The organism is Notoacmeibacter sp. MSK16QG-6, from assembly GCF_024158145.1.
Taxonomy (GTDB): Bacteria; Pseudomonadota; Alphaproteobacteria; order Rhizobiales; family Rhizobiaceae; genus Notoacmeibacter.
The window spans coordinates 1-26,304 of record NZ_JAMYXM010000005.1; the positions used below are offsets into that span (position 1 = coordinate 1).

A 26,304-nucleotide genomic window follows, 5' to 3' on the forward strand; every position below is an offset into this window, starting at 1 on the left:
GCCGTTCCATCCCCGCCATTCGATCTGGCGGATTTCGGTCAGGTTTCGCGCCCGCCGCGCTTTCAGCACCGCCTCCTTGGCGCTCCAGAGCAGCGTCAGTCGGGGATCGTCGGCAGGGCAGGGACCAAGCCGACGCGACTCCGCGGGCGAAACAAATTGCTGGACTACGGCGGGAGTGAAGGTCCGCAGGCGCTCGATGTCGATGCCGATGGGCGTATCCGAAAGGGCCGCCCCCGCCATCGCGCCGGAGTGCGAGATGGTCAGACAGCCATCCAGCGGGGAACGGACCGGCCCGCTGCGCCCACCGTCCGGCAAGACCGGCAGTGACCGAAGCGGTAGCGGCTCCAATCCTCGCTCCAGCCGGTCGGCCTGAAGCGCGGCCTTGGCGGCCATCCGTCCCGCCAGCCATTCATGACGCTTTCGGGCGAGCGGATAGCTCCGCCACAGCGTCAGTTCGTCGTGAGAGAGGATGTCGCAGGCGTGTGTCTCCAGCGCCCTCGCCGTCCCGCCGGCGAAGTTCAGCAGGAAGACGGTTCGGCCGCCGAGCCGAATTTGCGAAAGGACGGGCGCGGTCGGCATTGTCAGGACGACCGTACGTAGCCTTCGCCGAGCCGAGTGCCGATGATCTCCTCCTGGACCTCGGCCATGTCGGAAAAGGCCGCGACGAGGCTGTCGAAAACATCGGTCCGCATGTCTTTCTCGAAGGCTTCGAGCGATGTCACGGTGATCACTTCGAAATAGTCGAAATCGGCACCCGGATCGGCGCGTTGAACGGAGAACGAGACGACGCTCGGCAGCTGTGGACATGCGGCGTAGTCGCTCGTCTGCACCCAGTTTTCGAAGCGCTCGGCATAGGATTGGGCGAGGAGCCGGATCTTGTGGACGATCAGTTGCATTGTGTCTCCGAAAACTGTTGCGCCGGGGGGGCTTCGACGATGGCGTGAAAATTGGTGCCGCCGGTGCCGAGCGTGTTGATTGCGGCGCGGCGCGGGGCGGGACCGTCCACCCAGGGCTGAGGCTTGTCCGAGAGCCGCCAGGGTCCACGTTCGAGGCCGAGATCGGGGTGGACCGGGCCGCGCAGGATTGTCGGCGGGATCTGGCCCGTTTCCACCATGCAGAGCGCACGGATCAGCCCCGCCATCCCGGCAGCGGCGAAACTGTGGCCGATCATCGATTTCACCGAGCCGAGGCCGGTGCCGGCGGCGGTCCCGTTCCGATGATCGCTTGCGCAATGTCTGACCGGCTCTCCATAGACGGCGTTGAGGGCCTCGATCTCGATCCGGTCGCCGCGGACCGTGCCGGTGCCGTGGGCCTCGACATAGCCGATGGAGGCCGGTTCGATGCCGGCATCCTCCAGCGCCCGGCGCATCGCCGAGATCTGGCCGCGCGGATCGGGCGCAGTGAAGGAAATGGCGTCCGACGAGCCGCCGATGCCACGGATGACACCGAGAATGTTGGCCTGTCCCGCCTGCGCATCCGAAAGCCGTTGCAACACCACCGCGCCCGCGCCGTCTCCGGGCGAAAAACCGTCGGCCTCTTCGGTGAAGGGCGAGATACGTTCGCTCGACAACATGCGCTGCGCCGAGCACAGCGTCAGATCGCGCGGATTGTTGGGAAGTTCAGCCGCCACGACGAGCGCCGCGTCGCAAAGGCCGAGTTGCAATTGCCGCATGGCGATGTCGAGCGCCGCCAGTGACGAGGCGCAGGCGCTTTCAACGGCAATGCCGGGCGCGTTCAGTCCAAATTCGGCGGAGAGCCGCCTGGCCGTTTCGGCGGGCAGGAGGCCGGCAAGCGGCATTGTCGGGGAGGGAGTGTCGCTTTCGGCAAGGTGAAGAACGGAGGCGAGTTCCGCCTGATGGCAGATATTGGAATATTGCCGCTCCGCGCCGGTGCATAACTGCGTCGCCACAACGACAAGCCAGCGTTGCGGGGATGGCGATTTTTGCCCTGCCGCCCTGCCACTTTGATCAAGAGCTTCGCTCGCGACCGCGAAGGCGAGGCTTTGGCAAGCGTCAGCTGCGGTCCCGGCGCCTTGCCCACCAGACACGCCGCTTTGTTCAGCCGGACGCAACTCGCCGCCGATCTCTGCATAGCTGGAGAGGGGGATAGCCTTGTTCCGGTCGAAACAGGTTTGGCGCGGCAGCGCATTCTCGCTCAGGGGACCGATGCCGTCGCGGCCGGCCTTGAAGGCATCCAGCACCGCTTCACGTCCTATGAACGGGCCGTAGCTGGCGCCCAGCCCGACAATGGCGACGCGCTCCCGAATAGCCGAAGCAGCCAGGTCGGCGCTGACAGGCGCACTCTCTTGCCAGGGTGCGGGGCCGCGTAAGCGAAATGCCCAACCTCGCCCGTAAAGGCTGCGGCCGACAATCGTGGCCGACTGGCCGTCAGCGAGGGATGACAAGGCGTTTTCCAAAGCCCCGGCGCCGGCATGCGCCAGTCCGAAACCTTCGGGCGATGGCAGGTTCAGCGCTTCGGCGCTGGCGGGGCAGGCGGCTTGCACCCGGTCGGCGGGAAGCGCTTCGATGAGCGTCTGCAAATCGGCCCCGTCGTTCCCCGCATCCCGGCCAGATGGGTCGGACTGGCGGCTTGCGAAACCATCGATCACCGCGAGGATGGGGTCGTTGTCGCGGCGCGCGTTATCGAGCCTCCTCAGGACGAAGACGCTCGCGCCTTCGATCAGAGGGATGCCCGCTCCAATCGCATCGGCCAGAGCCAACGCCATATGAGCGCCCTCGAAACGCTGGCCTACAGCAACGAAGACCGTGTCCGACGCACCCGAATGGAGGCCGAGCGCTGCCGTCTCGAACGAGGCGAATGTCGTTGCCTCGGCGCTTTCCAGCGCGAGGATGCGGCCATGCGCGCCGACCTCCAGCCCGATCCGCGCGGCAATGATGCTGGCCATCTCGCCGACCTTATCGTGGGTGGTCGATCCAAAATGCGTTTGAAGCAGCCGCTTCTTGCGAACGATGGTTTCGGCGTCGGACCCGCTAAGCGCGGAGACGCCGGCGACCTTCAGCGCATTTCGCAATGTCGCGTCGAAACCGCCGCATACCCCGACAATGACGTCCGTGCGGTCCGGATCGTACCGGAACGCCGCTTCCTTGGCGCTCCCGCTCATCGCCTCGCGCGTCAGCGACAGAAGGTTCAAGGTCAGCGCGGAGACCGCCCGTTCGAAGATCGGCGGAATGCGAAAGGCCGAAGCCGGGACCGGGGCCGGTCCGAGCAGCCGCGCCTGCACATTGGCCGCCCTTCGAGCCACCCCCGGCGCGCATCTGGCCAGCCGGTGCGGCGGAAACGGCGCCATCTCCGCCGGGCGATAATGAGCGGCCGCGACAATGGCGAGAGGCTCCCGAGGCATGGCGTTCATGCGTCTTCCGCCTCCTCCAACCTGCGCTGCTCTGGGGCGCGAAGGAACTGGTCCTCGGCGATGCGGGTCAGTTGCCGCATGTCGATCTTGCCATTGGGATTGAGCGGCAGTGTGGACATGATCTTGAAATGGCGCGGCAGCATATAGCGGGGCAGAAGCGAGCGGAGGTGGTTGAGGAGTTCGATCGCGCTTGGCGGCGACCTGCCGGCTTCGCAGGAAACGAAAGCGACGAGATCGCTGCCGCGCGGCCCGCTTATATGAATGGTGGCAGCCTGGCGGACGGCAGGGTGGCGCACGATTGCCGCCTCGATTTCGCCGAGTTCCACCCGGTTGCCCTGCATCTTGACGATGCGGTCGATGCGTCCGTGATAGTGCAGAACGCCATCGCGAGACGAGACGATATCGCCGGTGGCGTGCCGCCCGGTGCGGTGGCTGGTCCTGATGGTTTCGTCGGCTACGTTGAGATAACCGGGCGTGACCAGCGATCCCTCAATGACCAGTTCGCCTTTCGCCCCCTCTGCCACCGGCAGCCGGGTTTCGGGGTCCAAAATATGGGCGGTCTGGCCCGGTAGCGGCCTGCCGATCGGCACCGATTGATCCCGTGCAAGGTCGGCGTCGGTCACGCGATGGGCAGTGCAGACATTCGTTTCCGTCGGGCCGTAGAGATTGTAGAGCGCGCAGCTCTCTCGCAGTTGCGCCGCCATGGCCTGCAAATCGAAGATCGGGAACACCTCACCGGCGAACAACACCCGGCGGAGGGACGGCGCGACATCCGGCCCGAGCAGTTTCGCGCGGGTCAGCATCGTCAGGATGGACGGAACGGCGTAGATTGTCGTTACGCCATATCGGCCGATGCCTTCCGAAATCGCGGCGATGTTGGATTGCTGAGGCGTCGGGATCGGCCAGACGGCGGCGCCCACTCTCGCGGCGGCGAAAAGGTCGAAGGTCGACAGATCGAAATGGAAGCTGGCGTGATTGGCGATCACGTCATCGGCCTTCAGGTCGAACTCGCCGACGGCCCAGCCGACAAAGGCATGGAGATTGCGATAGGAGAGCTGAACGCCTTTCGGCACGCCGGTCGAGCCGGAGGTAAAGAGAACCGTCGCCACCGTGTCGGGAAGCGGCGAGAACGGCTCGTGCGGCGCATCGGGAAGTGAACCGAGGCGGTCGGAAGACACCGGCAGCCCAGGCGTCGTCTGGGTCGTCTCGCCATCGGCAAACAGCACGAGGCGAAGGCTGTCCGGCAATGCGCCGGGCAGGTGGGAGAGGAGGTCGGGATGCGCCACCATGACCTCCGGATCGGCCTCCCGGAGGATTTGAGCCGCCCGCGCGCTCGGTTGGCAAGGGTCGAGCGGGACATAGGCCAGCCCCGCTTCCAGCGCGCCCCAGATCGCCGCGATGAAGTCGTTCCCCTTCAACGTCCAGATCGCCATGCGGGCGCCGGGTTTGACGCCCGCTTGCTGGATGCGCGCCGCGATCCGGCAAGCCTGCCGATGGAGCGAGCCATAGCTTACCGTGTCCGGGCCGAGGAGGGCGGGGGCGTCTGGAAAGCGCGAGGCGCTCTCACGCAGGCCGTCGATCACGGCGAAATAAGAGAGGTCAGACATGGGTTTGCACTCCGACCTCTTCGGCGCTGTCGACGACGATCTGCGCGGCCAGATCCAGATCCTCCAGCGTATGCTCGGATGTCACGGAAATCCGCAGCCGCGCATCGCCTACCGCCACGCCCGGAAAGACGACCGTCTGGCAGAACATACCGCGCGCCCGCACCGCGCGGCCCATTTCCAGCGTCTTGCGGTCGTCGCCGATAACGATAGGCAGTATCGCGCTTTGCGTTTCTCCAAGATCGAAGCCGGCCTTGAGCAGTTTGCTCTTCAGGTGACCGATATTGCGCCACAGCGTCTCGATGCGTTGCGGCTCTGACTTCATGATGTCGATGGAAGCGATCAGCCCTGCGGCGACATGGGCGGGAATGGTGGCGGCGAAGACGTAGGAATTGGCGTAGAACCGCAGATATTCGACCACATCGGCGCGCGCAGCGACAAATCCGCCCACACCGGCGAGGGTTTTGGAGAAGGTGCCGAGTTCCAGATCGATCTGGCCCTTCAGGCCGAAATGCTCGCTGGTGCCGGAGCCGGTCTTGCCGAGGACGCCGGTCGAATGCGCATCGTCGACAAGCACCTTGGCGTCGTATTTGCGCGCCAGTTCCACCACGCGGGGCAGATCGACGATGTCGCCATGCATGGAGAAGACGCCATCGGTGACGATCAGCCGCCCCCCATCGGCGTCGGCGCTGCGCTCCAGCGCCCGTTCGAGCGCGCCGGTGGTGTGCTGATAGATACGCCGCGACGCGCCGGAAAGCTTGCAGCCATCCTGAATACTCATATGGTTGAGGGCGTCGGTGAAGACGATATCCCGGCTTCCCATCAGCGCTGAGATCGTTCCGACATTGGCTGAATAGCCGGACGGAAAGACGATCGAATCCTCGGTGCCCTTCAGTTCGGCGAGTTTACGTTCCAACTCCTTGTGCAGCACGTTCGAGCCGCCGATCAGGCGGCAGCCCGTATTGGTCGCGCCGTAGCGGCTGGCCGCATCGCGGATCGCTTCGATCACGCGCGGGTCGTTCGCCAGGCCCAGATAGTTGTTGGACGCAAACATCAGAAATTCGGTGCGTAGGCCGCTGACCTCGTCATGGATCACCGCACGGTTCTGGCACGGACCTTCGAGCGGCATGCCGTACCAGTAGAAACCGACGTCGCGCTGGGTTTTGTAGAATGCATCGAATGCCTCGACCTTATGAAACAGGTCGCGGTGCGGCATGTCGGCGAAGTCGCGCATGGTGCGCGTTTCGGCCGTCGGCGCAGGAAATGTCGGCGTCTCCTTCGGCGCTTTGTGCGGCGTCTTCAGAAGCATGTCGAGAAGTTCGCCGTCCGTAGCCGTCTTGCCCTGGCCCTTTGCCGTGGGCGGCGCGGGGACGGGGCGGCCATCGAGCGCGCGGGCGAGCTTGCGCGCCAACTCGTCGATCGAGGCGGCGCCGGAAAGCTTGCCGCTATCTGCGGGCAATCCGCACCGGGCCAGAAGATCGGCTGTGATTTCCAGTTGGACGATGCTGTCGATGCCAAGATCGGTCTCGAATTCGGCGTCGGCCGCAAGCTGGTCCAGCGGGTAGCCGGTCTGCTGCTGTACGACGTAAAGCGTCAGGGCCAGGGCGTCGTCGAACTGCGTGTTCTGGAGCGTCATCTGAGTGTCGGTCATCTCTTGTCTCCGTGTGCGGTGGTTCAGGCAGCGGCGCTGGGGGCCAGAAGATCGTTGGTCATCCGCACGATGGCGCGGGCACTGGCGAAATTGTCGGGTTTGATCTCGGTCAGCGGCACGGTGACGCCAAACTCGGCCTGAATGATTTCGATGAGGTCGAAAAATGTACTGGAATCCAGAATGTTGAGTTCCAGCAGGGGCGTGTCGAGCGAGAGCTGTTCCTCAAGGCCCAGCGCGTAATTCTCGTTGAGAAGCGAAAGAATTTTCTTTTCCATGGCTTGTCGGTCTCCTGGTCAGGGTTTCTCGCCAATGAGCAAGGTGCGTGGGCCTTCCAGCGGCATGGCGCGCACATTTGCGAAGCCAGCCTGGCGGAAGCGTTCCAGATATTCGGCGCAGGTGCTTTCGATGCCGCCGTCGGACGAGACGAGCATGTTCAGAGACAGAAGCGCGACGAAGGCCGGGCCAGCCTGATCGTCGAGAAGCGGCGTCTCGCTGGCGATGAAGGTGGCGCCGGAAGGCAGGGCGGCGAAGATATTGGAAAGGATGCGCTTTTGGGTCTCGACGCCGTAATCGTGCAGCATCCAGCCCATATGGACGAGGTCTTCATGAATGTCGGGCAGATCGCCGGCGATCACGTCGCCCTCATAGACGGCGATCCGGTCGAGTTGTCCGGCGGCGGACAGTTCCTGCCGCATATGACGCGCGGCTTCCGGCAGATCGCAAACGGCGGCGGTCATGTGCGGGTGCGCTGCGATGACCTTGGCCGGCAGCGCGGCGCGGCCCGATCCAATATCCAGAAAGCCTTTGTGACGGCTGAAATCGTAGCCCTTGACGAAGCTTTCGACGAAAGGATCGGCCAACACACTGAGGAAGGCGTGAAAGTCAGCTACGTCCTCTGGGTCAGAATAGAGGATGTCGAACCAGTCACGGCTGTCGTTGAACACCGCTGCGCGCTGGTTGCTGTCCTGCCGCACTGCATCGGCGCAGCGGCTCCAAAGCGGATAGAGGAACTTGTTGGCGTGGCGCGCCAGCGTGCCGAGATATTGCGATCCGTCCCGGCGCAGACAGGCTTCCATGCCCGGCGCCAGACGATAGTGCTCGCCGTCACGGATTACGAAGCCGAGTGCGCTGAGAGCGATCAGCATTTGCCGCCCGGAGCTCTCGGCCAGGCCGCAGCGCTCGCAGATCTCCGCTTCGCTCGCTCCGCCATCGCCAATAGCGTCGAAGATGCCGAGTTCGAAGGCAGCGATGAGCGCCTGGGCGTTGAAGAAGGACAGGATGGTCTCGCCAACCCGCGCAAGGTTGTTTTCCATGGGCACTCTCAATTCAGGAACGTTGACATATCGCGGCATGTTTCTTCGAAGGCCGTGGCGAAGCGGCCGGCCTGCTCGTGTGTGAGGATCAGCGGCGGCTGAAGGCGGATGACGGTGGAACTGTTGGCGGTCAGGAAAGTGAGGATCGCGTGATCCTGCGCCAGCTTCGTTACGAACCGCATGCAGAACATTTCGCCGAGCGTGCCTTCGAACTGGCGCATGGCGTCCAGCAGGTTCTGGCGGATCTGGTCCGGCAGAAATTTCCACGTCATGTGCCAGTCGCCCGGCAGGCGTGTTGCGAATTCATGCGCGCCGGCAGCCACCGCGCCGCTGAAATCGCTTTCGAACGCCACCGCCAGCATCATGCCCTTGCCGCGTATTTCGCCGATGAAGGGAAAATTGGCGGCGACTTCGCCAAGCCGCGTGCGAAGGGATTCGCCGACATCGAGCGCATTGGCGATGATCGCGCCGTCCTCGAACGCGTCGAGCGTGGCGAGCGCCGCCGTCGCTGCCATGTTTCCGCCGCCGAATGTGGAGCTGTGGGCCAGAAAGCGGTCGCTTGTTCCATAGGCGCGATCCCAGATGTCGGCTCGCGTTAGCGTCGCGCCGATCGGCATCAGGCCTCCGGAAAGCGATTTCGAAAGGCACAATATGTCGGCCTGCACCTCCTCCCATTCGCTGGCGAGGAAGCGGCCTGTCCTGCCCATGCCGGTCTGTATCTCATCGAGAATGAGAAATGCGCCGTAGCGGTCGCAAAGAGTGCGCGCGCTTTTCAGATAGCCCTCTGGCGGAACGTGAACGCCGCCTTCGCCGAGAATCGGCTCCAGGATCAGCGCGGCGACATCGCCACCCCGTAGTGCATCCTCGATGGCATCCAGATCGCCGAAAGGCACAGCCTCCACGCCTGGCACGAGCGGTCGGAAAAAGCGCTGGTGTTTGTCCCGCCCGGTCACGGAGAGCGCGCCGAGCGTCTTGCCGTGATAGCTGTTATGGACGTGCACGATGCGGTTATGCGGCGAAGCGGCGCGGGCGAGCTTCAGCGCCGCCTCGACGGCTTCGGTGCCGGAATTGGAGAAGAAGACGCGCTCCAGACCGCCGCCGACCCGCGCGCTTAATCTCTCGGCCAGAAGCGAGGTCTGCTTCGGGAAAGAGACATATTGCACGAAATTGGGATTGTCGCCTGACAGGAAGTTTTGGAGCGCGCCGGTGATGGCGGGCGGGTTGTGGCCGAGATTGAGGCAGCCATAGCCGGCCACGAAATCGAGATAGTCGCGCCCTTCCGTATCGGTCAGCACGGCGCCCTTTGCCTTTTCGAAAACCCGGTCGCAATGGAGCATCTGGAGGAAATCCGCCAGATAGGGATTGATATGGCGACGGAAACGGAGCGCCGTATCGTGATGTTCGCGCGAGCGCAGATCGCCAGCCGAAGGGGAGGGGACTGGTGAGCTGCCGTTCAACCGATGGCCGTTGCAGTGATAGCGGCGAAGGCTGGCGACGTGGGCCGGCTCGACGCGCCTGCCATAGGAAGCGAGCGGATCGGGCGCAAAGCCGTGGCGCTGTGCGATCTCGCCGATGGCCAACACCTTCTCGGTTTCGAGCGTGCGACCGATCGAATAGATTTCGGCGCGCTGTTCGAGCGCCAGGATCATCGTCTCGGCAAGGCAGGCATTGAGCTGCTGCTTGATGGAAAGGTTCAGCGACTCCCCGCCCATCCGCACCTTGTCCGAGGCGGTGACGCAGCCGCCATCGACAATTAGAATGTCGTCGCGCGTCGCCGCATCGTGTTCCGAAACGTCGCGGGGCAGGGCGACATCGATCACGATAGAACCCGGCAGAAGACGGCTGGGATCGATAATGCCGCCCGCCGATGTGGCGGCGATGAAGAGCCGGTCCTCGCCGTAGAAATCGCCGATATCGCCGCTGAGCCGTACCCTGTTATGCCAGCGCTCCGGCAGATGCTCGAGCATGTCCTCAGCGCTGGCTCCGGGGCGGTGGACGAGGTCCAGTTCGAGGCCTTCCTCAAGCAGTAGCCGCGCGATGACCAGAGCGATGGAGCCGGGATAGCCTACGATTGCGACGCGGTGGTCGCTCGGCCGAAGCTCCATCCAGTCGAGAACCTGGCAAAGCGCGCGATAGCCGGCATAGGCGGTCAGCGAGTTGCCGCTCGTCACCGGCACGGGGCTGGCCGCCGCGACATCGGCGCCGCGGCGTCCGACGATGGAGGTGAAGCCGCCGAGCCCGACAATATCGACCCCTTCGCTGGCATAGGCCTCCGCGCCCTCGATCACCCGACGCAGACTGCCGGACGGGTCTTTCAGCATCTCCTCGGCGGTGAGCGGCAGATAGCGGACTTCGCCCTTCGCCTCAGAGCCGTTTGCGCTGACGACCCTGTCGAAATTCATGAACGGAACGAGATTGCTGCGTGACCATAGATCGCGCGAATAGCCGGACTGAAAATCGTGCGAACTGCGCTGCACCAGGTCGAGCATTTTGACGTAGCGTTTAAGAGGCGGCGAGGTGGGATGGGCGATGAAACCGAAGCGCATGTCAGATGCCCTCCCGCGCGACGCGCATCGGCTTTGGCCGCGCCTGCTGGTGCTGCTGCCAGCCATTCACGTGGGCGAGCGACATCCCATCGCCTTCATTGTTATGAGCCAGATTGACGGTGAACAGATTGATGCGTCCGCGTGTTCGAAGGGCGCGCTGCATGGCTTCGCGGTCGAACAGGTCGATGGTGCGGGTGACGACGCGATAGCCGCACATATCCCGGTCCGATTCCGGGGTGGCGATGTTGAGGACGCGCATCTGCCGCGACGTTCGGTTGAAAAGGATGCGCTCCTGATAGGAATTGATCGCCGACAGGCCGCTATTGGACAGCACGAAAATCGAGATTGTCCGGTCGCGTCGCGGCCCGCTCGACAGGGCGTTCTCCAGAAGGCTCGGAAGGATGTCCGGGACCAGGGCGCGTGCGCCATCTCCCGCAAAGGTCAGCAGATCGGTCGGGCAGGTCCGTGCCAATGCCAGCGTCGCCATATAGGCATCGCCCATCAGCGCCCGCCCGTACCAGCCCGAAAAGCCGGTGCGGGTTTTCGGCAGGTTTCGGATTGCCGAGACGCCGCAGCGTCCGACATCGTAAAGCCCGGTGAAATCGTAACCCTCGCGCTCGATCATATCGGTCAGCAGACGCCCGAGTGCGCCGAAGAAGTAGTTTGGCGTCATCGGCAGTGAGGGCAGGCAGCTCGAAAGATCTTCATGTCCGTCGCGTGCGGCGGCGATGGCGGCCAGCCTTTTGGCGCGCAGATCGGGCGGCACGTCGAGACGGCTTTCCAGCGCCAGAAGCGCCTCATGCGGATCGGCGACCAGCGCGATATCCGCGAAGGGAGCGATCAGGCCCGGCTCGTCGATCACCTGCGCGATCTGAAACTGCCGGTGTAGTTTGGCCTCGGTGAAGGGTGTAACGACCTGGGAAATCTTGTCGCCCAGAAAGATCAGCGCCTGGCTGTCGCGGGGTGCGATGCGGCCGTCGCGATGCAGGAAGCGGTACACCGCGTCGCTGAAACCGTAGACGCTGAGTGTTCCAAGATGGTTGGGGCAGGGCGCGCCATCGAGATGTGTCGGCACCGTGCCGGGATGGATGATGCTATCGACCAGCGCGATACCCGCCCGGTCTGCGATCGAGACCAGCAGGCGCATCGTCTCCGGCCGCAACCTGCCAGGCTGGAGGAGTAGCCGGGACGGCCCCGAATTGATGAGTTCGACGAGCGGGACGAGCGTGCTCTCGTCAGGCTTCGACAGGGCAGGCACGGATAAGGAGGGCGCTTCGGCCGTTGTCTTCTCGGCCGCCTTGACGTTCAGCACCTGTTGCGTCGCCAGAATGAAGACCGGGCCGAGGCTTTCGTCATAGAGGCGCAGCGCGCGTTCGACCCCACGTTGCAGGTCGGCGGGATCGTCGAGATAGACATAAGGGATGCGCCGGGCGCGCAACATTTCTCGGCTGTCGTTCTCCGGCGTGATGGTCGACTGAAAGGCGTACCACTGCGCCGGCTTCTGCTCTGCGCAGATCACGAAGCCGCGTGCGCGCGCTTCGCACAGATTGGCCAATGTGCCGCGAAACTCATCGATCATGCCCGATGTGATGATGGTGACGGAGGGCATTTCGTAGAGCTGCCAGTTGGCCATCGCGCCACAGGCCAGAGAATGCTCGCTCGGCCCCCGCAGAACGGGGATGCCGCGCTCTTCCGCCAGTGTCTCGAATGCCGAGATCAGGCTGGAGACGAGCGAGCCCGTGTAATATTGCAGCGTCCAGCGCCGGTCCGTCCGTTCATCGAGGAAGTTGCCGATCAGATCGGCCAGCGCGCTTGTCGGTTTGGCCCGGTCGCCGGCGCGGATGCGACGGTTGACGAGGCTGAGTTCGTAGAAATCCATCCACAGACACAGAAGCTGCGCGCGCAGTATGTCTGGATCGCTTGGCAGCACGCACCGGATGAAATTCAACGGATGGACCTGATAGGGCAGGGGCTGCTGCGGCTGGAAGACGGCGGTTGAGGACGGGGTTTCGAATGCGGTCACGCGGCGTTCGCGCAGCGCGGCGTAAAAATCACGCAAGTCCCGGTCGATCTCCGCCATCGACCGTTCCGCATGATAGGGGCCGGAATAGTCAACATAGGCCATGCCGACATGGTGGACGTCACGGTTCCGCTGCACCGAAGCCAGCCTGTCGACTGCATTGGGAAGGCTCGGAGCCTGCACCACGTGCAGCGAAATCCGGTCCTCTCCGCCCTTGATGAAACGCATCGCCCGGTCGCGAACCTTCAGATAGTGCGGACCGGGCTCCGGCATTGCAGCCAGCGGCACATCCCAGTCGCTATCGATGGTGACTTCGTCAAACAGGGCATCCTGCAAATCGGAAATCACCGACGCGCCCGCCTGGAAGAAGTCGGCGTTGCGCGTGACGACGATAATGCTGACGCAGACATCCATTTTCCGGACTCCAGACAGGCAGGAAAGCGTTTCAGGCCGTGGCGGCCGCAGGTTCGACTTCTTCAGGCATGGCGGCGGGGGCTTCGTTTTCCTGGCAGGATTCGAAGCTGACGATTCCGCTGTCGCCATCGATGGTGACGATGTCGCCGGTGCGGATGCGGGCCGTTGCGATGCGTGTGTTCACCACCGCCGGAATGCCGAATTCGCGCGCCACAATCGAGCTGTGGGACAGGGCGGAGCCGATGTCAGTCACGACGCCCGCAGCCAGTGTGAAAAGCGGCGTCCAGGAGGCGTCGGTAAAGCGGGCGACAAGGATTTCGCCCTTGCGAAACTTGATCGCCTGCTTGGGCAGATCGGTGATGACGCGGGCGGGGCCGACCACGACCCCGGGGCTGGCGCCGAGGCCCTTGACCTGACCGTCATTGTCCATGGCGGGCACGGCCGAGGCTGGCTTCGGCACGTAACCTCCGATCAGGCTCATCGGCGGCTCTTCGCTACGCAGATTGATGAGGTTTTCGCGCCGGTTTTTGAAGATCAGCTCGCGGCTGAAGGCTTCCTGCTCATCCATGCGGCCCGCCATATAGTCGCGGAACCGGTTGAAATCGATGTAGGGAAAGTCGGAGACCTTCAGCACACCGCGCCGTTCCAGCCGTTCCAGCATTTCCACGATGATGCGGCGGTAGAACCACGTCTCGGCGATGAAGGCAGGGCGGACGCGTTCCCGTAGATCGGCCATCTTGGCGTAGGAACGAATGATGAATTTCAGCCCGAACCGTTCTTTGGATGGAAGTGTGGCGAGCAGACGCTCGGTTTCGCTGCCGCGCTCGGCCTCGCTGTCGGCCATCTTCTTTTCCAGCTCGACCTCGTTGACGAGATAGAGCCGGATCACGTCGAAGATGTAGCGTGGGTCATCGGCCCAGCGGGGGATGGTCAGTTCGAATTCCTGACGACCGCGTGCGCCGAACTCCTTCAGGAAAGCGGCGAAGTCGGTATCGAGAAAAGCGCGACCGTCCTCGCTCTGGCGCAGGGTCTCGACGATCTCGTCGGTCGGGGTCGCTTTTATGATCCGCGCCAGCGCGGGCTTCTGACGAACCGTCTCAGCCAGGTTCAATATGCCGCGCGTGACCTCGATCGTCCGCAGATTGTTGAGAGATGCCTTGATGCGGTTCTGCAGGCCATTGCCCTTGCCCTGGAACAGCGTCTCGCATTTTTCGGCCAGCGCATCGTAGAGCGCGAAGCTCTGCAGGAAGAATGGCATATAAGCGGCGCAGGCGTCGCGGAAGGCGGTGTCGATCCGCTCCAGTTCGCTGTTCAGCTCCTCGCGGGTCATGGCCGAAAGGTCCAGCCCAAGTGCGTGCTCGGTGCGGCGACGGCGCTGTTGCTCCATCTTTTTGGCGGTCCGCTCGGCCGTCGTCAGATTATAGACCTGACGACCGGTCCAATAGGTCGCGCTCAACCCGTAATCGAGACCCTTGGGCGGCGTTCCGTAAGGATTGCGATAGGTGTCGAGATCGACCTCGTCGGTCGCGTATCGCGTTGTGAATTTGAGCGGATCGCGCGTCGGCGGGCATTGCGTGAGCATATGCGCCGAGGCCGAGATGTTGAGATAGACGTGGCCGCGCACATAGCCCATGAAGGTATGCGGCGCCATCATCTTGCGCAGGCCCATCGTCTTGACCGCGGGACCGTGAATTTCGTTCTGGTAGAACCGGCAGAAGGAAAGACCCAGCGGCGACATCAGCCCCGTGACGATCTCGCCGGTATCCATCCGCGAGAAAAGCGCGTTGTCGCGACGCACCGGATCGGTCTCTTCGGTATCGGCATAGACCTTGTCCGTCTCCGCTCTGGCCGTGGTGATCGGGCGGGCTTGCAGGATCCATAATTTGCCGCGATGCATCGCCCACTCGATATCCAGTTCCTGACCCCGATAGGACTCGCTGGCCGACAAGCGCTTTGCCATTTCCGCCAGCGCGTGGACCTGTGCGGCGGTCAGTGTCGGCGCGTCGATCTTGTCTTCATCGGTCTCGACCAGTGCGATGCCGCCATCCGGCTGGCAAAGTGTGGACATCGCCTTGCCCCGGATCACCTTGGACGCAAGGCTTAGATCGTCGCGGCGGACGATGAAGCTGTCGGTGCTGACCTGGCTGGACACCAGCCCTTCGCCGACGCCCCATGCCGCTTCGATGCGCATGCAGTCATCGTTTTCGCCCATCGGATCGATGGTGAAAAGAACGCCCGCTACATCGGCATCGACCATGCGCTGCACCGCGACCGCGATGGCTGGCTTTGCGCAGCTTTCCTCGCGCTTCGTTGCATAGCTGAGCGCGTGATTGGCGAAGAGCGAGGCCCAGCATTCCTTGACCGCGGCGATGATCGCATCGGCCCCGCGCAGGTTCAGACGGGTCAGAAACTGGCCGGCATAGGAACTCTGGTCGGAATCCTCGGCAGCGGCGGAAGAGCGGACCGCAACCGGCGCGTCGCCCAGTTCGTCGCAGATCGCGCGCAATTGCTGTTCCAGATCCGCCGGCATGACGCCTCTGACAATCGCACTGGCAAGATTATCGAGGCCGGGCTTATCCAGCCCGTTCTTCTCAAGAAAGTGCGCAAAGGCTTCGGTCGTGATGCAGAACGCTTCCGGGACGGGCATGCCCTCGGCCACCATCCGGTCGAGCGACATCGCCTTGCCGCCCAGAACTTCGCGTCCCCCCTGTGCATTGCCATCGAGTTTCGTAACGAACATTCGTCTTCTCCTTGAGGCTTCAGCCTGTCTGGCGGGTGAGGTTCGACGCGGCCATCGGAATGGCCTGCGCGAGTTGGGAGGCGGCGCGCTGGCCGCTTTCGATCGCGGCTTCCAGGCAACCGACGCCGATACTGTCCTGATTGGCGAAGGCGATTGCCCCAAACGGCGCGCTTGCGCGAACGAAGAGATCGTCCGCGACCTGGCCGGGTCGTGGCGAGACGAGACCGTGCGGCCATAGGTGAAGCCGCACGTCCTCCAGCACGGACGGATCGGCGCCGATGGCCGCCAGGGTCCGGCGAATTTCGACTTCCGCCTCGGCGCGTAGGGTCGTTTCGTCCGTCCTTGTCAGCTTGCCCTGATCGGCGCGCTGGGGGACGGGCTTCAGGAAGGAGAGCCCGCCGGCTTCTTTGGTGCCGGGCAGGGCGCGCCAGCCCGCATTGACCACGCCGCCAGCGCGGCAAAAGCCTGTTTTGGCCAGCTTGCCGGGTTTGTCGCCGATGAAGTAGCCGCCGAAATTGTCGGTCCAGACGGGTCGTTTGAGCCGCGCATTCGCAATGGCGTAATCCGAATATTCGATTTCGGCCATCGCTTCGCGCTGGGCGGTTGGCAGATCGGGAAGGAAGGACAGCGCCGCTTCCTTGGGCGTCGCCACGATCACGCCGTCGCAATTGATGGTCCGGGTCCGGTTGCCGCTCTGGAACGCCACGCGGTAGCCACGGTCCGTTGCGCGGATGCCTGTGACACGCGCTTCGGTCGAGAGGGTGACGTTCGGCTGGCTCTGCAGATGGTCGGCAAGCGCTTTAGACACCGCGCCATTGCCGCCGGGCAGTGCGACCAGATCGCCGTGAAGATAGCCGACCAGAAAATGCAGACCCACATAGGCCGAGCAGTTGTCGAGCAGCAGTCCCTCGACCTCCAGTGTCGTAGTCACGGCGAGCCTGACGAGGCGGCCGAGACGGCGCGGTGGCTGGAGGTCTTCCGACAATTGCCGGGCGGTGGACGGCTCGAACAGGAACTGGCCGATGGTCATCCTGTCGAGCGCTTCCATCTCGGCGCGGGCAATGCCGCAATCGGGCGTCCATGGCACGGCCGGAAAGCGACCCTTGCCGGGACCTAGACGGTCGAGAAAGCGATAGAGTTCGGTGAAAATCGGCTCGCCGAGCGCCTTTGCGGCGGGGACGAGAGGGCGACCGGTCAGCGCCGCCGCCAGCAATCCGCCGGTCAGGCCCCAAACCTTCGGCTTCAGCAGCCATGACGGATGACGCAGAAGAGCCGCGCTCACTTCGTGCAGATTGCCGAGAAGGGCGCCGGTCCGGAACAGGACCTGCATGGCGGAGCCGGTCGAGCGCCAATCCGTTGCCAGATCGAACCGTTCGAGCAGTCGCTCGACATGGCCGCCGGGCAGCGGCGCGCGGAAACAGGAGCCGGCTGTCGGCTGCCTGATATCGCGCCACGTCTCGTACCAAGCGTTTCCACCGGGTTCTTCCGATGCTTCGAGAATATCGATTCTTGCGCCGCGATCGTGCAGGTCGAGCGCCGCGCTGAGCCCGGCAAGCCCCGCGCCGACCACGACGAGGCGAGGTCGGTCCCCAGCGTCTTGGCGCGGGGCTTCGGTGTGGATCGAATCCGGATCGGCTAGCATTTTTGCGCGCTCCCCAAACCGTGGCGGCGTTGAAAGGCGCGCTGCAGCACGAGCAGGTCGACCGCGATGAAGGGCAGGTCGATGGCGATGATGGCCGGCTGGAACCGGAACAGCAGCGTCATGAAGAGCGAAAACATAACCAGTTGGCCGAGCGCTGCCGGCACGACGAACCGGTTGAACAGGAAGGCGAGACCGGATGCGGCCAGAGCGATGGCGACAAGCCAGATCGTCGCCGTCAGATTGTCGGCGATAAGATTGCTGAGCGGCGCGAGAGCAGTGCCTTCATTCGCCTGCGCCATCTGGCGGAGCGTCTCGGCAACGTCCTCGATTTGCGGAAAGGCCTTGGCGATGCCGGCAGCCAGGCACAGCGCGCCGGATGCGAGCCGGGCATAGTCCACCCAATCATATCGACGACCGGTTGCCATCGCGTCATCCCCACCCCTGAACTCCCGCAATTCGCAGCGTGAAACCGATACGAATTGGCGGCGTCGAACTCGGCGCGGAGACTATGGAAAACGCGGCTCGCTCCTACTGCCGAAATCGGTAGGTTTCCTGCAAGTCGATGATTGAAAATAAGAAATTCTTTTCTCTAGGCGATTTTTGTCGGGGAGTGTCTCCCAAGGCGCGGTCAATAACCAATTTCGGCAGTTGCTGATGATGGGGGCGAATGTTGAGGGTCGGTCACATACGCGTCTTACCCAAGGGAACGCGCCGCGACAGCTCAATTCGATCTGCAAATGCCCATGCAGAAGAGGACCCCGAAATGCGAACGCTCATCATTGACGCCTACAATCTGGGGCGCAATCACGGATACTGGCTGGATCATCTGCGCCTGCGCCGCGAGATATTCGTCGACCGTCTCGGCTGGGAGCTGCCATGCACGGATGAGCTGGAATTCGACTGTTTCGACACGCCCGCCGCCCATTACGTGCTGACCATCGATGACGACGACCGGGTCTGTGCCGTGTCGCGGCTTCTGCCGACCACCGTCCGTTACATGATCGAGGAACTATGGCCGGACTGGCCTTACGACGGTTGCCCGCACAGCATGAAGGTGTGGGAGGCCAGCCGGTTCGGGTGTTCCGCTCACCTGACCCATGCCCAGCGGCAGGAAGCCATTCGGGTGCTTTTTCGCGAAATCTACACTTTCGGCCAGGACCACGGCATCGATCACTATATGATGGTGATGCCGAAATTCATCTTCGAGCGCCTGATCCGCCCGAACGGCTATTGCGTCGAATATATCGGCGACAGTCGCAAGATCGACGGGGTTCTGACCTGTCTCGGCAAGGTTTCCATCAAAGCTGACAGAGCTGCCGATCCCGGATTGCTGCTGCCGGAGATGCGGCAATTCGATACGCCGGCGCGATCGGCGTAATGGCCGCTCGGCCTTCGTATTGAGGGCGCTTTACAGCGGTATGATGCCGTTACGCATGGCCTTGACGATGGCGAAGGTCCGGCTGCTGGCAGAGAGCTTTCGCATGGCGCTTTTCAGATGAAAATCGACGGTGTTGCTGCTGATTTCGAGGATCGCCGAAATGTCGTTGGAGGTCTTTCCGAGAGCGCACCAGCTAAGGCACTCGACTTCGCGCTGCGTGAGGTCGAAGCAGCCGCTTTCGATGGCGGCGGGGGAGGGGCCGAGCGTGGAGAGCGCCTGCACGGAATTGGCCGCTTCCTTGATGACCATATTGTTCAGCGTCCGCTCGCCGGATGACGCCAGCGAGACGATCATCAAACTGCCATCGAGATTGTGGATGCTCATGCAGATGCCGGAACGCAATCCGAAATCTCTGGCGCAATTGAGAACCGAGCGATGGTCCTTGCTGAAACCGGAGGCCAGTTCGAGCTTTTCCCAGGACACCGGATAGGAGACCATTCGCCCGAAATACATGACGGGATCGAAATTATGCAGTTGATTTGATATATAGTGATTTAGCCATTCATTCGGATAGTTGGTCGTATGGGCAATTGGCAGGGAATTACACAACCCAAAATCGTTGGCATTGATGGAACACACCGCATAATAGTCGAAATCGAGTTTCGATAGAACGCTTTCGACAATTGTCTGCAGCGATTCGACATATTCCTCGGTCGTGACATTTGCCAACTTCAGTATCCCTCCAGCAGCGGCTTGTTTCCCGACTGTATTATATCACGCCGATGCTCCCAAATGGCATCTGCGCGTCACCCAACTCTATTCCGGTGACAGTGGAATGACGAAACAATGTATGATTTCTGCTGGCTTTACATCATGTCTAAAAGATTAACAAAGCGATAGCGAGATCGTTTCAATCCCGTCCAGTGCGACAAAAGTTGTGGGCGGTGCCCCTGCCGGCATGGGGGTCGGACGACGATATTCCCATCATGGCGTAGGCCGACTATATTCGGAGATGCAAACGGAGAGGTGAAATGGCTGTCGAGGCCGTGGACGAAGCTCTGCTAAAACGTCGCAAGCTGGTGTCATTCGACTGGCGCGAACTGTCTGCGCTCGGCACGTCTCTTGTCGGCGGGACAGCTATCGTCGTTAGCGCGCTGCTTCGCGGCGACTTCTTTTGGGGGAAGAGCGGCTTTGGCGCGATCCTTCTCGCGTTCATTTTGTTTGCAGCGCTTTACGCCATCGTCCTCGCTTGGGAGAGAGCTCGCACGCTTTCGGCGCTGAGATCCGAATATCGGCTTATTCGCGAGTCGCTTGAAGAAGCGCAGGCCACGATTGCCAAGATCGACGAACGTTCGGGAGGCTAGCGTTGCCGCCTCCCGATCCCATCGCTCAACGGGAGGCCTTTTTTCATTACATCACGCTAAATCCCGCCTGGCGCTTAAGTTTTGACGAGCTGAAGGAAGAGTGTAGTCACTGGGTCGGGTGGCTCGCAGTGAATGAATTGGTGGGCGACAGGCCCAGTCCCGGAAAAGCACTTTCCTTACTCGGCGGGGTGAGCAACATTGTCGGCGTCGTGCTGACATTCCTTGGCATTTTCGGCGATCTGTCTCCGGTTGTCGGCGAAGTTTCGACGACAGGCGGGGTCATCACGGTTGTCGTCTCCCTCGGTATTCTGGTTATAGCCAAATCCGTTGTTTCCGATAAATTTGAAGCTGCGCGACTTGTTGGAGACCGGATCAAGGAATTGAAGGCGCAGTTGACGCTCATCGATGATGGAAAGCGGGCGGAAGAGCCGCCTGCCAAGCCACTCTAGGCGTCTGGTCCGCATTTTATTGCTTTGACGGTTCGCCTTCCGGGATCAGCTTGACGATCTCTTTCTTCAGCTCGGCAGCGAATTGCTTGGCAAGACGCGATGGTGGGCGATTGGCGGGCGTCAGTAGCGACATTGTTGACGGTGAGCCCGCCGGTCGAGGTTTCTTTGTATTTGTCGCTCATATCCCTGCCGGTCTGACATGTCTTGATTGCTGCTTGCTGGGGCGAACGACAATCTGTTGTGACAAATTGGTACGAAAAACGGTGGCAGGATATATTCGGGTGTCGTCGCTCCTCCCCTCCTTAGCTCGCAAGCTCGCACGGAGGGGCCCCTCCGCGCCGCCACCCTCATATCCTGTTTTATTTTTTGAGAATTTATTGCGCTTGGCGCTTATTAAGCGCGTAGCGCGCGGCTACTTGCGCCAAGGGCGATTACGATCACGTCATCTCATGCACAAGAACGGGTTTGAGCAACTTCTATTCGATTGGTTGCTATCTGATGGAGAGCCTAAAGCTCTGAACTAAACTAAAAGAGTGTGGTGCCCACGCTACGTGCCGTGAGCCAAACAAAAACAGAATTCAAAACAAAGACAGACCATTCGTTCTTCGCACCCTGTCGCCATACATCCGGGTCAAGAGGCGGAGAGACCTACTCGTCGGCGATGCAGACATCGCGGAACCAGTCGAGAATATCGACCATGTCGTCAGGGGTCCGAACGACGCGGTACTGCTTGTAGGCGTTCTTGACCATGATGCCGAGATCAGCGGCATCGAGCATCGGACCATCGGTATTGGCGCTGTCGCCGGCAGCCACGGTGTACATGCCCTTATATTCCTCGGTGTTGAGAACCTGTCGAAGAGAGGTCGCCTTGCTGAGGCTCTTCAGAGTGATGTCGACAAAACCGGCCGTGTGCTCGACGATGAATTTGGCGTTGCGAGCCTGACGATCCATGAGATCAACCACCTGCTGCTTCTGAACAGCCGGAACATCGTTCTCGAAACCGACCGCATAGCCAGCGGTCTTTTTGTTGAACACGAAGCGGTAGCTCAGCGTGCCGAGGAGCTGCTGCATCTCCGCCTGGAAGCCAGCTGCCTCAGCGGGAGCCGGAAGGCGGGTTTCCTTGCCGTAGATGCGCATGGACATGCCCTTCTCCGTGACGAGGTTTTGATAGTTGCCGCCACCAATCCTGTTCACATAGTCGCCAGCCTGAGCGGTGATGAGGACAATGTGGTTGGGAATGTCGCGCATGATGGAAAGGATCTTGGGGCCGAGATTGCCACCGGGGGCGGTCAGAGTGCCATCGATGTCGAGAGCCCAGATCAACTGCTATCGTCAGAACACATCATCGATTTATTTTGGCTCGACTTACCTTGCGGCGCTGGGAGACGATAGTCTCGGCGATCTGGCTGCCGACGCGGCCGACCGCACGCGGGTCAACGCGAAGCTCAGCCAAGGTCTTAGGCATGATGTCGGTGTCGGGGTTGGTTGAGTTGGGAGAAGTTTGAAGTCCAATTTCGAATGAAGATTGTGAGAAGTGAGAAGAGTGATGATGGTGAGGAATGGAAGACGAAAAGGACGAGGGGAGGCGGGCCTTTTATCTTCGAACGAGGGCGGACAACGGAGCAATTATCTCTCCGAGGCTCGGACAGCGCCGGCCAATCAGCTTGCGCCGATCTGAGCAGATTTTTCGTGCAGGATGGCGTGGGGCAGAAAGCTCGTATTCGCTTCGCCAAGTCCGGAAGGATCGGCATCCGGTTTCAGCTGAGGCGTCATTTGCGCAGGTTTTCGGCGAGGCCGAAATGATGATCGCCGATCCTCAGACAATCACACCACTCTTTCAGGCCGCGCCTTCCTTGGCGGGCGGGGTCGTGACACATCGCCTCGCAAGCGAGATAAGGACTGTCTCACATTCGCAGAAATGGCCTGATTTCGTGTCCGAGATGACGTGGTCAGACACATCATGTGCCCAGACATCCGCGTAAGCCGGAGAGCTGTTCCTCCGCCTTGGTCCTCTCTCCCCGACGACGGCTCAGACTGAAATATTTACACCGTTCCAACCTAGTCCTCTCGGCTCTAGTCGACTTCGGCTACAAAAATTCTCATCGCCAATCATCCCAGACTTTGCAAAATCGTCCTGCAACACCGACAAGCAAATTCATCGTCATGGCCGAGTACGTTTCCAACACGCTCGACACCGACTTCGGTTTGGCCCCGGAGCAAGTGAGGGCCATCAGGGAGCATGTCGCCCGCAAGAAAGTAAGTGCCTTCACTTATCGAGAGAAGAAATGTGCTGACGGCAAAGCTCGTTGTTCACATCGCTCACTTCGACCGTTATTCCGGTAAGGCCGACCGGGTCAGCGACTTCAAGCCGGATCATGGCAAAGCCGCGACCCTTCGTCAGGCTTGCGCTCTTTACGCCTATCCATGGATCGCTACGGCCTGGTGCGGCCCTAAGATGCTCGAAGAGGACAAGCTCTTTCGCGCCATCGAGGGCTCCATCGGCATTGGCGATACGTCTCCCAGGTTTACGAAGCTTCACGCGGCTTTTCTTGTTCAGATCGTTCCGTCTGACGCTTCCAACGATGATAATATCGAGGGACCCAAGACGGCGGACATCAAGATCAACTGGTCGGTTGCGGAGGGTGACAAGAAGATCAAGGATTTTCTAGCGGCGCTCGCCACGGAGTATCAGACGCCTGTCCATTAGGAGGAAGGAGATGCCCAGATCGACGATTGTTCGGCTAGATGGATGGAGGCAGTCAGTCATTACCGCAGATAGTTTGAATACGATCCTTACCTGATTTTCGAATATGACTGTCCCACGATCCCGTGATTTTCCGTGCAGGCCAAGCGCCGATCATGTGACCTTTGCCAAGCTGCCCCGCTACATCATGTGACCTTCGATTTTTCGATCCTCGATGCCAAGAAAATGGGTCATGTGACCTCTCACGTGAGTACCCCCAGCTCAGGATATATAATGGCGTCACCTTCATTCCTGTATTCGTTCGTCAGACTGTAAGAGTCTTTTCGTCTATCGTTTGAATGTATGATCACACGTCTGATCGTTTGTTTGTGCGGTTGATGGTTTGGTTATGCGTTGGTGCAGCCATAAATCCCTTCCTGCGAAAGTTCGTTCGTACCTATCTTTGTCCGTGCGGCATCCGGTATCGTCCGGATTTCAGCGAAAAATATCGACAAAGCATGTAGCGGCTGAGGTGCGGCGCGAAAATAATATCGGAATTTCTGCATCTGATTAACGATCATTTAAGCCTGCTGGCGAATTCTTGCAGCTGAAAATTGGCATGACGGCCAGGGTTCGCGCCATGACGGCGTCGTTTTTAGCAGGTGAATTATGCTCTCGCGCTTTCGCTTCGGTCCGCGCATCGCTGTCGCGGCGACCCTTCTCATCATCGCTGCGGTCGGGGCGACAGGCATTGCGGCGATCACGATCTCCTCATCGGCGCTGAAGGCAAAATCCTTCGACCGGTTGAGCGCGATAGCGGATGGCCGGCGCAATCAGCTGCAGAGTTATCTGGATAGTATCCGCCTCGATCTGGAAGGGCTGGCGTCCAGCCGGGACACCATCAACGCCACAATGTATTTTTCCGGCAGCTATGCCGGGACGGGCGACGATCCGACCGCCACACTGCAGGACCGCTATATTCATTCCAACCCAAACGAGACCGGCAAGAAGGACGAACTCGTCACAGCCGATAGCGGCGATCAGTACGATTCACTGCACAAGAAATACCATCCGGGTTTCCGCGAGCACCTGATCGATCGCGGCTATTACGATATCTTCCTTTTCAACACCGAAGGCGATCTCGTCTACACCGTGTTCAAGGAAACGGACTACGCCACGAACCTGATCGACGGCAAATGGGCCGATAGCGGTCTCGGCCGGGTCTATCGCGCCGCGATGGAACTGGAGACCAACGACGAATTCGTCTTCGACGATTTTGCGCCCTACGCCCCCTCGAACGGCGCGCCAGCCTCGTTCATCGCGACGCCCGTGATCGATTACAAGGGCAACAAGATCGGCGTTCTGGCCTATCAGATGCCTGTCAGCGCGATCGCATCGATCATGTATAACACGACCGGCCTCGGCCAGTCCGGTGAAACCGTGCTGCTGAACCAGAACGGCGTCATGATCACGGATTCGCAGAAGACCGATGCGGTGGAGACGCTGGCCGTCAAGCTGAATATTCCTCAGGCCGCCGAACTGACGCCCGACAATCTCATCACGGCGGAATTCGATGGCTATCGCGACATGCACTCCGATATCGCGCTGGCCGAGGTTCCCTTTTCCGGCGCGCACTGGGCCGTCGGCGCCCTGATGGACGATGCTGAAATTCTGAAGGGCGTCGCCTCTCTTCGAAATTTCATCGCACTCATTGCTCTGGCCGTTCTAATCGCCGGCATCGCTGCCGCCGTGCTTTTCGCGCGCAGCCTGTCAAAGCCGATCCAGAAACTCGTCGATCAGATGGAGACGTTGGCCGATGGCGACACCGACATCGAACTGGAGAACGAGCGCGCGGACGAAATCGGCGACATGGCCCGCTCGGTCGCCGTCTTCCGCGATGCGGCAATCGACAAGGCGCGACTGGAAATGGAAGCCGAAGAGAACCGTAGTCTGAGCGAACGCGAGCGCGCCGAACGCGATGCGGCCAAGGCCGAAGAACGCGCCCGGATGCAGGAGGCGGTCGACGCCCTCGGCGGCGGGCTGACGGCGCTTGCCCATGGCGATCTGACGGTCCGCCTGGACGATCCGTTCATGGAGAGCCTCGATGCGCTGCGCATCAACTTCAACTCCTCAGTCGAGAAGCTGAACGAGACGCTCGGTGAAATTCAGCAGATTTCGTCAACGCTCGATTCCAATGCCCAGGAGGTCCGCTCGGCCACTGGCGATCTGTCTCGCCGCACAGAGCAGCAGGCCGCCTCACTGGAAGAGACATCGGCTGCGCTGGAAGAGATCACCGCAACTATCAAGGAAAGCTCGCAAGGCGCTTCAGAGATGGCATCGATTGCCAATCTGGCCAAGTCCGACGCCGACGAATCCGCCGATGTCGTCCAGCGCGCCGCCACGGCGATGGAGGATATCGAAAGCGCAAGCAAGGAGATCGCTTCCATCACCGATGTGATCGAGGACATCGCCTTCCAGACCAACCTGCTGGCGCTGAATGCCGGGGTCGAAGCTGCGCGCGCCGGAGAGGCGGGGCAGGGCTTTGCCGTCGTCGCGCAGGAAGTTCGCGAACTGGCGCAGCGCACAACGGTCGCGGCCAAGGAGATTCAGGATCTGATCAGCAAATCCGGCGAGCGCGTGGCCAATGGCGGCGAACTGGTGCGGGCGGCTCGCGATGCCCTCGGCAAGATTGCCGGCCACGTCACCGAGATCAACACACGCATCACGGCTATCGCCACGGCGAGCAGCGAACAGCTGACAGGTGCCCAGGAAATCAACAGCGCCATCAGTCAGATCGACGAGGTCACACAGCAGAATGCCGCCATGGTGGAAGAGACCACGGCCGTGTCGCATAGTCTCGCCGCCGATGCGGAGCGCCTGACGGGCGTCGTCGGCGAGTTCAGCCTGACGGGCGTCGCAGCGGCCCCGGTGGCCGCGCCGAGGCAGCAGGCCAAGCCATCGCCCCGCGCGATTACGCCCGCCAATGAGGAGGCGGCGCCCCCGTCACCGGCGCGCAAGCTGGTCAATACGCTGACCAGTGCGTTCTCCTCCAAGGGATCGGCCGCCATTGCAGTGGATCAGGAGGAATGGGCCGAGTTCTGATCGTTTCAAACTTTTGGGCGGCGACCGC

The 26,304-nt window shown here is 61.5% G+C and carries 19 protein-coding genes; 5 read left to right on the forward strand and 14 right to left on the reverse strand.

Features of this window, described 5'->3' with window-relative positions:
- The 12 genes from NIM86_RS13735 to NIM86_RS13790 all read right to left on the reverse strand — a co-directional run.
- A partial coding sequence (locus NIM86_RS13735) for a 4'-phosphopantetheinyl transferase superfamily protein (RefSeq protein WP_253382977.1) occupies positions 1-579 on the reverse strand: 579 nt, incomplete at its 3' end.
- A gap of 2 nt (positions 580-581) precedes the next feature.
- A complete protein-coding gene (locus NIM86_RS13740; RefSeq protein ID WP_253382978.1) occupies positions 582-896 on the reverse strand; it encodes a hypothetical protein in 315 nt (104 codons plus the stop codon).
- Entirely contained in the window at positions 887-3,370 is a 2,484-nt protein-coding gene (locus NIM86_RS13745; RefSeq protein ID WP_253382979.1) for a polyketide synthase, read from the reverse strand. Before NIM86_RS13745 ends, NIM86_RS13740 begins: the two co-directional genes overlap by 10 nt.
- Positions 3,367-4,977 carry an amino acid adenylation domain-containing protein gene (locus tag NIM86_RS13750; RefSeq protein WP_253382981.1) on the reverse strand — a complete coding sequence of 537 codons (1,611 nt, stop codon included), beginning with the start codon at positions 4,975-4,977 and terminating at the stop codon, positions 3,367-3,369. Before NIM86_RS13750 ends, NIM86_RS13745 begins: the two co-directional genes overlap by 4 nt.
- A complete protein-coding gene (locus NIM86_RS13755) occupies positions 4,970-6,625 on the reverse strand; it encodes an aminotransferase class I/II-fold pyridoxal phosphate-dependent enzyme (protein ID WP_253382982.1) in 1,656 nt (551 codons plus the stop codon). The genes NIM86_RS13750 and NIM86_RS13755 overlap by 8 nt, the downstream gene beginning before the upstream one ends.
- A gap of 23 nt (positions 6,626-6,648) precedes the next feature.
- Positions 6,649-6,900, reverse strand: a complete 252-nt coding sequence (locus NIM86_RS13760; RefSeq protein WP_253382983.1) for a phosphopantetheine-binding protein — start codon at positions 6,898-6,900, stop codon at positions 6,649-6,651.
- Positions 6,901-6,918: 18 nt separating this feature from the next.
- A complete protein-coding gene (locus NIM86_RS13765; RefSeq protein WP_253382984.1) occupies positions 6,919-7,938 on the reverse strand; it encodes a methyltransferase in 1,020 nt (339 codons plus the stop codon).
- Between the two features lie 8 nt (positions 7,939-7,946).
- On the reverse strand, positions 7,947-10,484 hold the full coding sequence (locus tag NIM86_RS13770; protein WP_253382985.1) for an aminotransferase class III-fold pyridoxal phosphate-dependent enzyme: 2,538 nt from the start codon (positions 10,482-10,484) through the stop codon (positions 7,947-7,949).
- A 1-nt stretch (position 10,485) separates the two neighbouring features.
- Positions 10,486-12,918: a hypothetical protein gene (locus NIM86_RS13775; RefSeq protein WP_253382986.1), complete on the reverse strand. Its 2,433-nt coding sequence runs from the start codon at positions 12,916-12,918 to the stop codon at positions 10,486-10,488.
- A gap of 31 nt (positions 12,919-12,949) precedes the next feature.
- The gene (locus NIM86_RS13780) at positions 12,950-15,658 is read right to left on the reverse strand and encodes a PEP/pyruvate-binding domain-containing protein (protein ID WP_253382987.1); all 2,709 of its coding nucleotides are present in this window, start codon (positions 15,656-15,658) and stop codon (positions 12,950-12,952) included.
- 19 nt (positions 15,659-15,677) lie between these two features.
- On the reverse strand, positions 15,678-17,300 hold the full coding sequence (locus NIM86_RS13785; protein ID WP_253382989.1) for an NAD(P)/FAD-dependent oxidoreductase: 1,623 nt from the start codon (positions 17,298-17,300) through the stop codon (positions 15,678-15,680).
- A complete protein-coding gene (locus NIM86_RS13790) occupies positions 17,294-17,725 on the reverse strand; it encodes a DUF6041 domain-containing protein (RefSeq protein WP_253382990.1) in 432 nt (143 codons plus the stop codon). The genes NIM86_RS13785 and NIM86_RS13790 overlap by 7 nt, the downstream gene beginning before the upstream one ends.
- Before the next feature lie 338 nt (positions 17,726-18,063).
- On the opposite strand from NIM86_RS13790, the gene NIM86_RS13795 reads away from it, so the two are divergent.
- A complete protein-coding gene (locus tag NIM86_RS13795) occupies positions 18,064-18,678 on the forward strand; it encodes an acyl-homoserine-lactone synthase (RefSeq protein ID WP_253382992.1) in 615 nt (204 codons plus the stop codon).
- Between the two features lie 30 nt (positions 18,679-18,708).
- Here the strand turns inward: NIM86_RS13795 and NIM86_RS13800 are convergent, their stop codons facing one another.
- Complete coding sequence (locus NIM86_RS13800) at positions 18,709-19,407, reverse strand: autoinducer binding domain-containing protein (RefSeq protein WP_253382994.1); 699 nt, start codon at positions 19,405-19,407, stop codon at positions 18,709-18,711.
- A gap of 302 nt (positions 19,408-19,709) precedes the next feature.
- Here NIM86_RS13800 and NIM86_RS13805 point away from each other — a divergent pair, with 302 nt between their 5' ends.
- Positions 19,710-20,042: a hypothetical protein gene (locus NIM86_RS13805; RefSeq protein ID WP_253382996.1), complete on the forward strand. Its 333-nt coding sequence runs from the start codon at positions 19,710-19,712 to the stop codon at positions 20,040-20,042.
- 128 nt (positions 20,043-20,170) lie between these two features.
- Complete coding sequence (locus NIM86_RS13810) at positions 20,171-20,491, forward strand: hypothetical protein (protein WP_253382998.1); 321 nt, start codon at positions 20,171-20,173, stop codon at positions 20,489-20,491.
- A gap of 648 nt (positions 20,492-21,139) precedes the next feature.
- Here the strand turns inward: NIM86_RS13810 and NIM86_RS13815 are convergent.
- A complete protein-coding gene (locus NIM86_RS13815) occupies positions 21,140-21,814 on the reverse strand; it encodes an HAD family hydrolase (RefSeq protein WP_253383001.1) in 675 nt (224 codons plus the stop codon).
- Positions 21,815-22,778: 964 nt separating this feature from the next.
- Here NIM86_RS13815 and NIM86_RS13820 point away from each other — a divergent pair.
- Together NIM86_RS13820 and NIM86_RS13825 are read left to right on the forward strand one after the other, a co-directional pair.
- Positions 22,779-23,198 carry a hypothetical protein gene (locus tag NIM86_RS13820; protein WP_253383003.1) on the forward strand — a complete coding sequence of 140 codons (420 nt, stop codon included), beginning with the start codon at positions 22,779-22,781 and terminating at the stop codon, positions 23,196-23,198.
- Positions 23,199-23,843: 645 nt separating this feature from the next.
- The gene (locus NIM86_RS13825) at positions 23,844-26,276 is read left to right on the forward strand and encodes a methyl-accepting chemotaxis protein (RefSeq protein WP_253383005.1); all 2,433 of its coding nucleotides are present in this window, start codon (positions 23,844-23,846) and stop codon (positions 26,274-26,276) included.
- Positions 26,277-26,304: the final 28 nt, after the last annotated feature.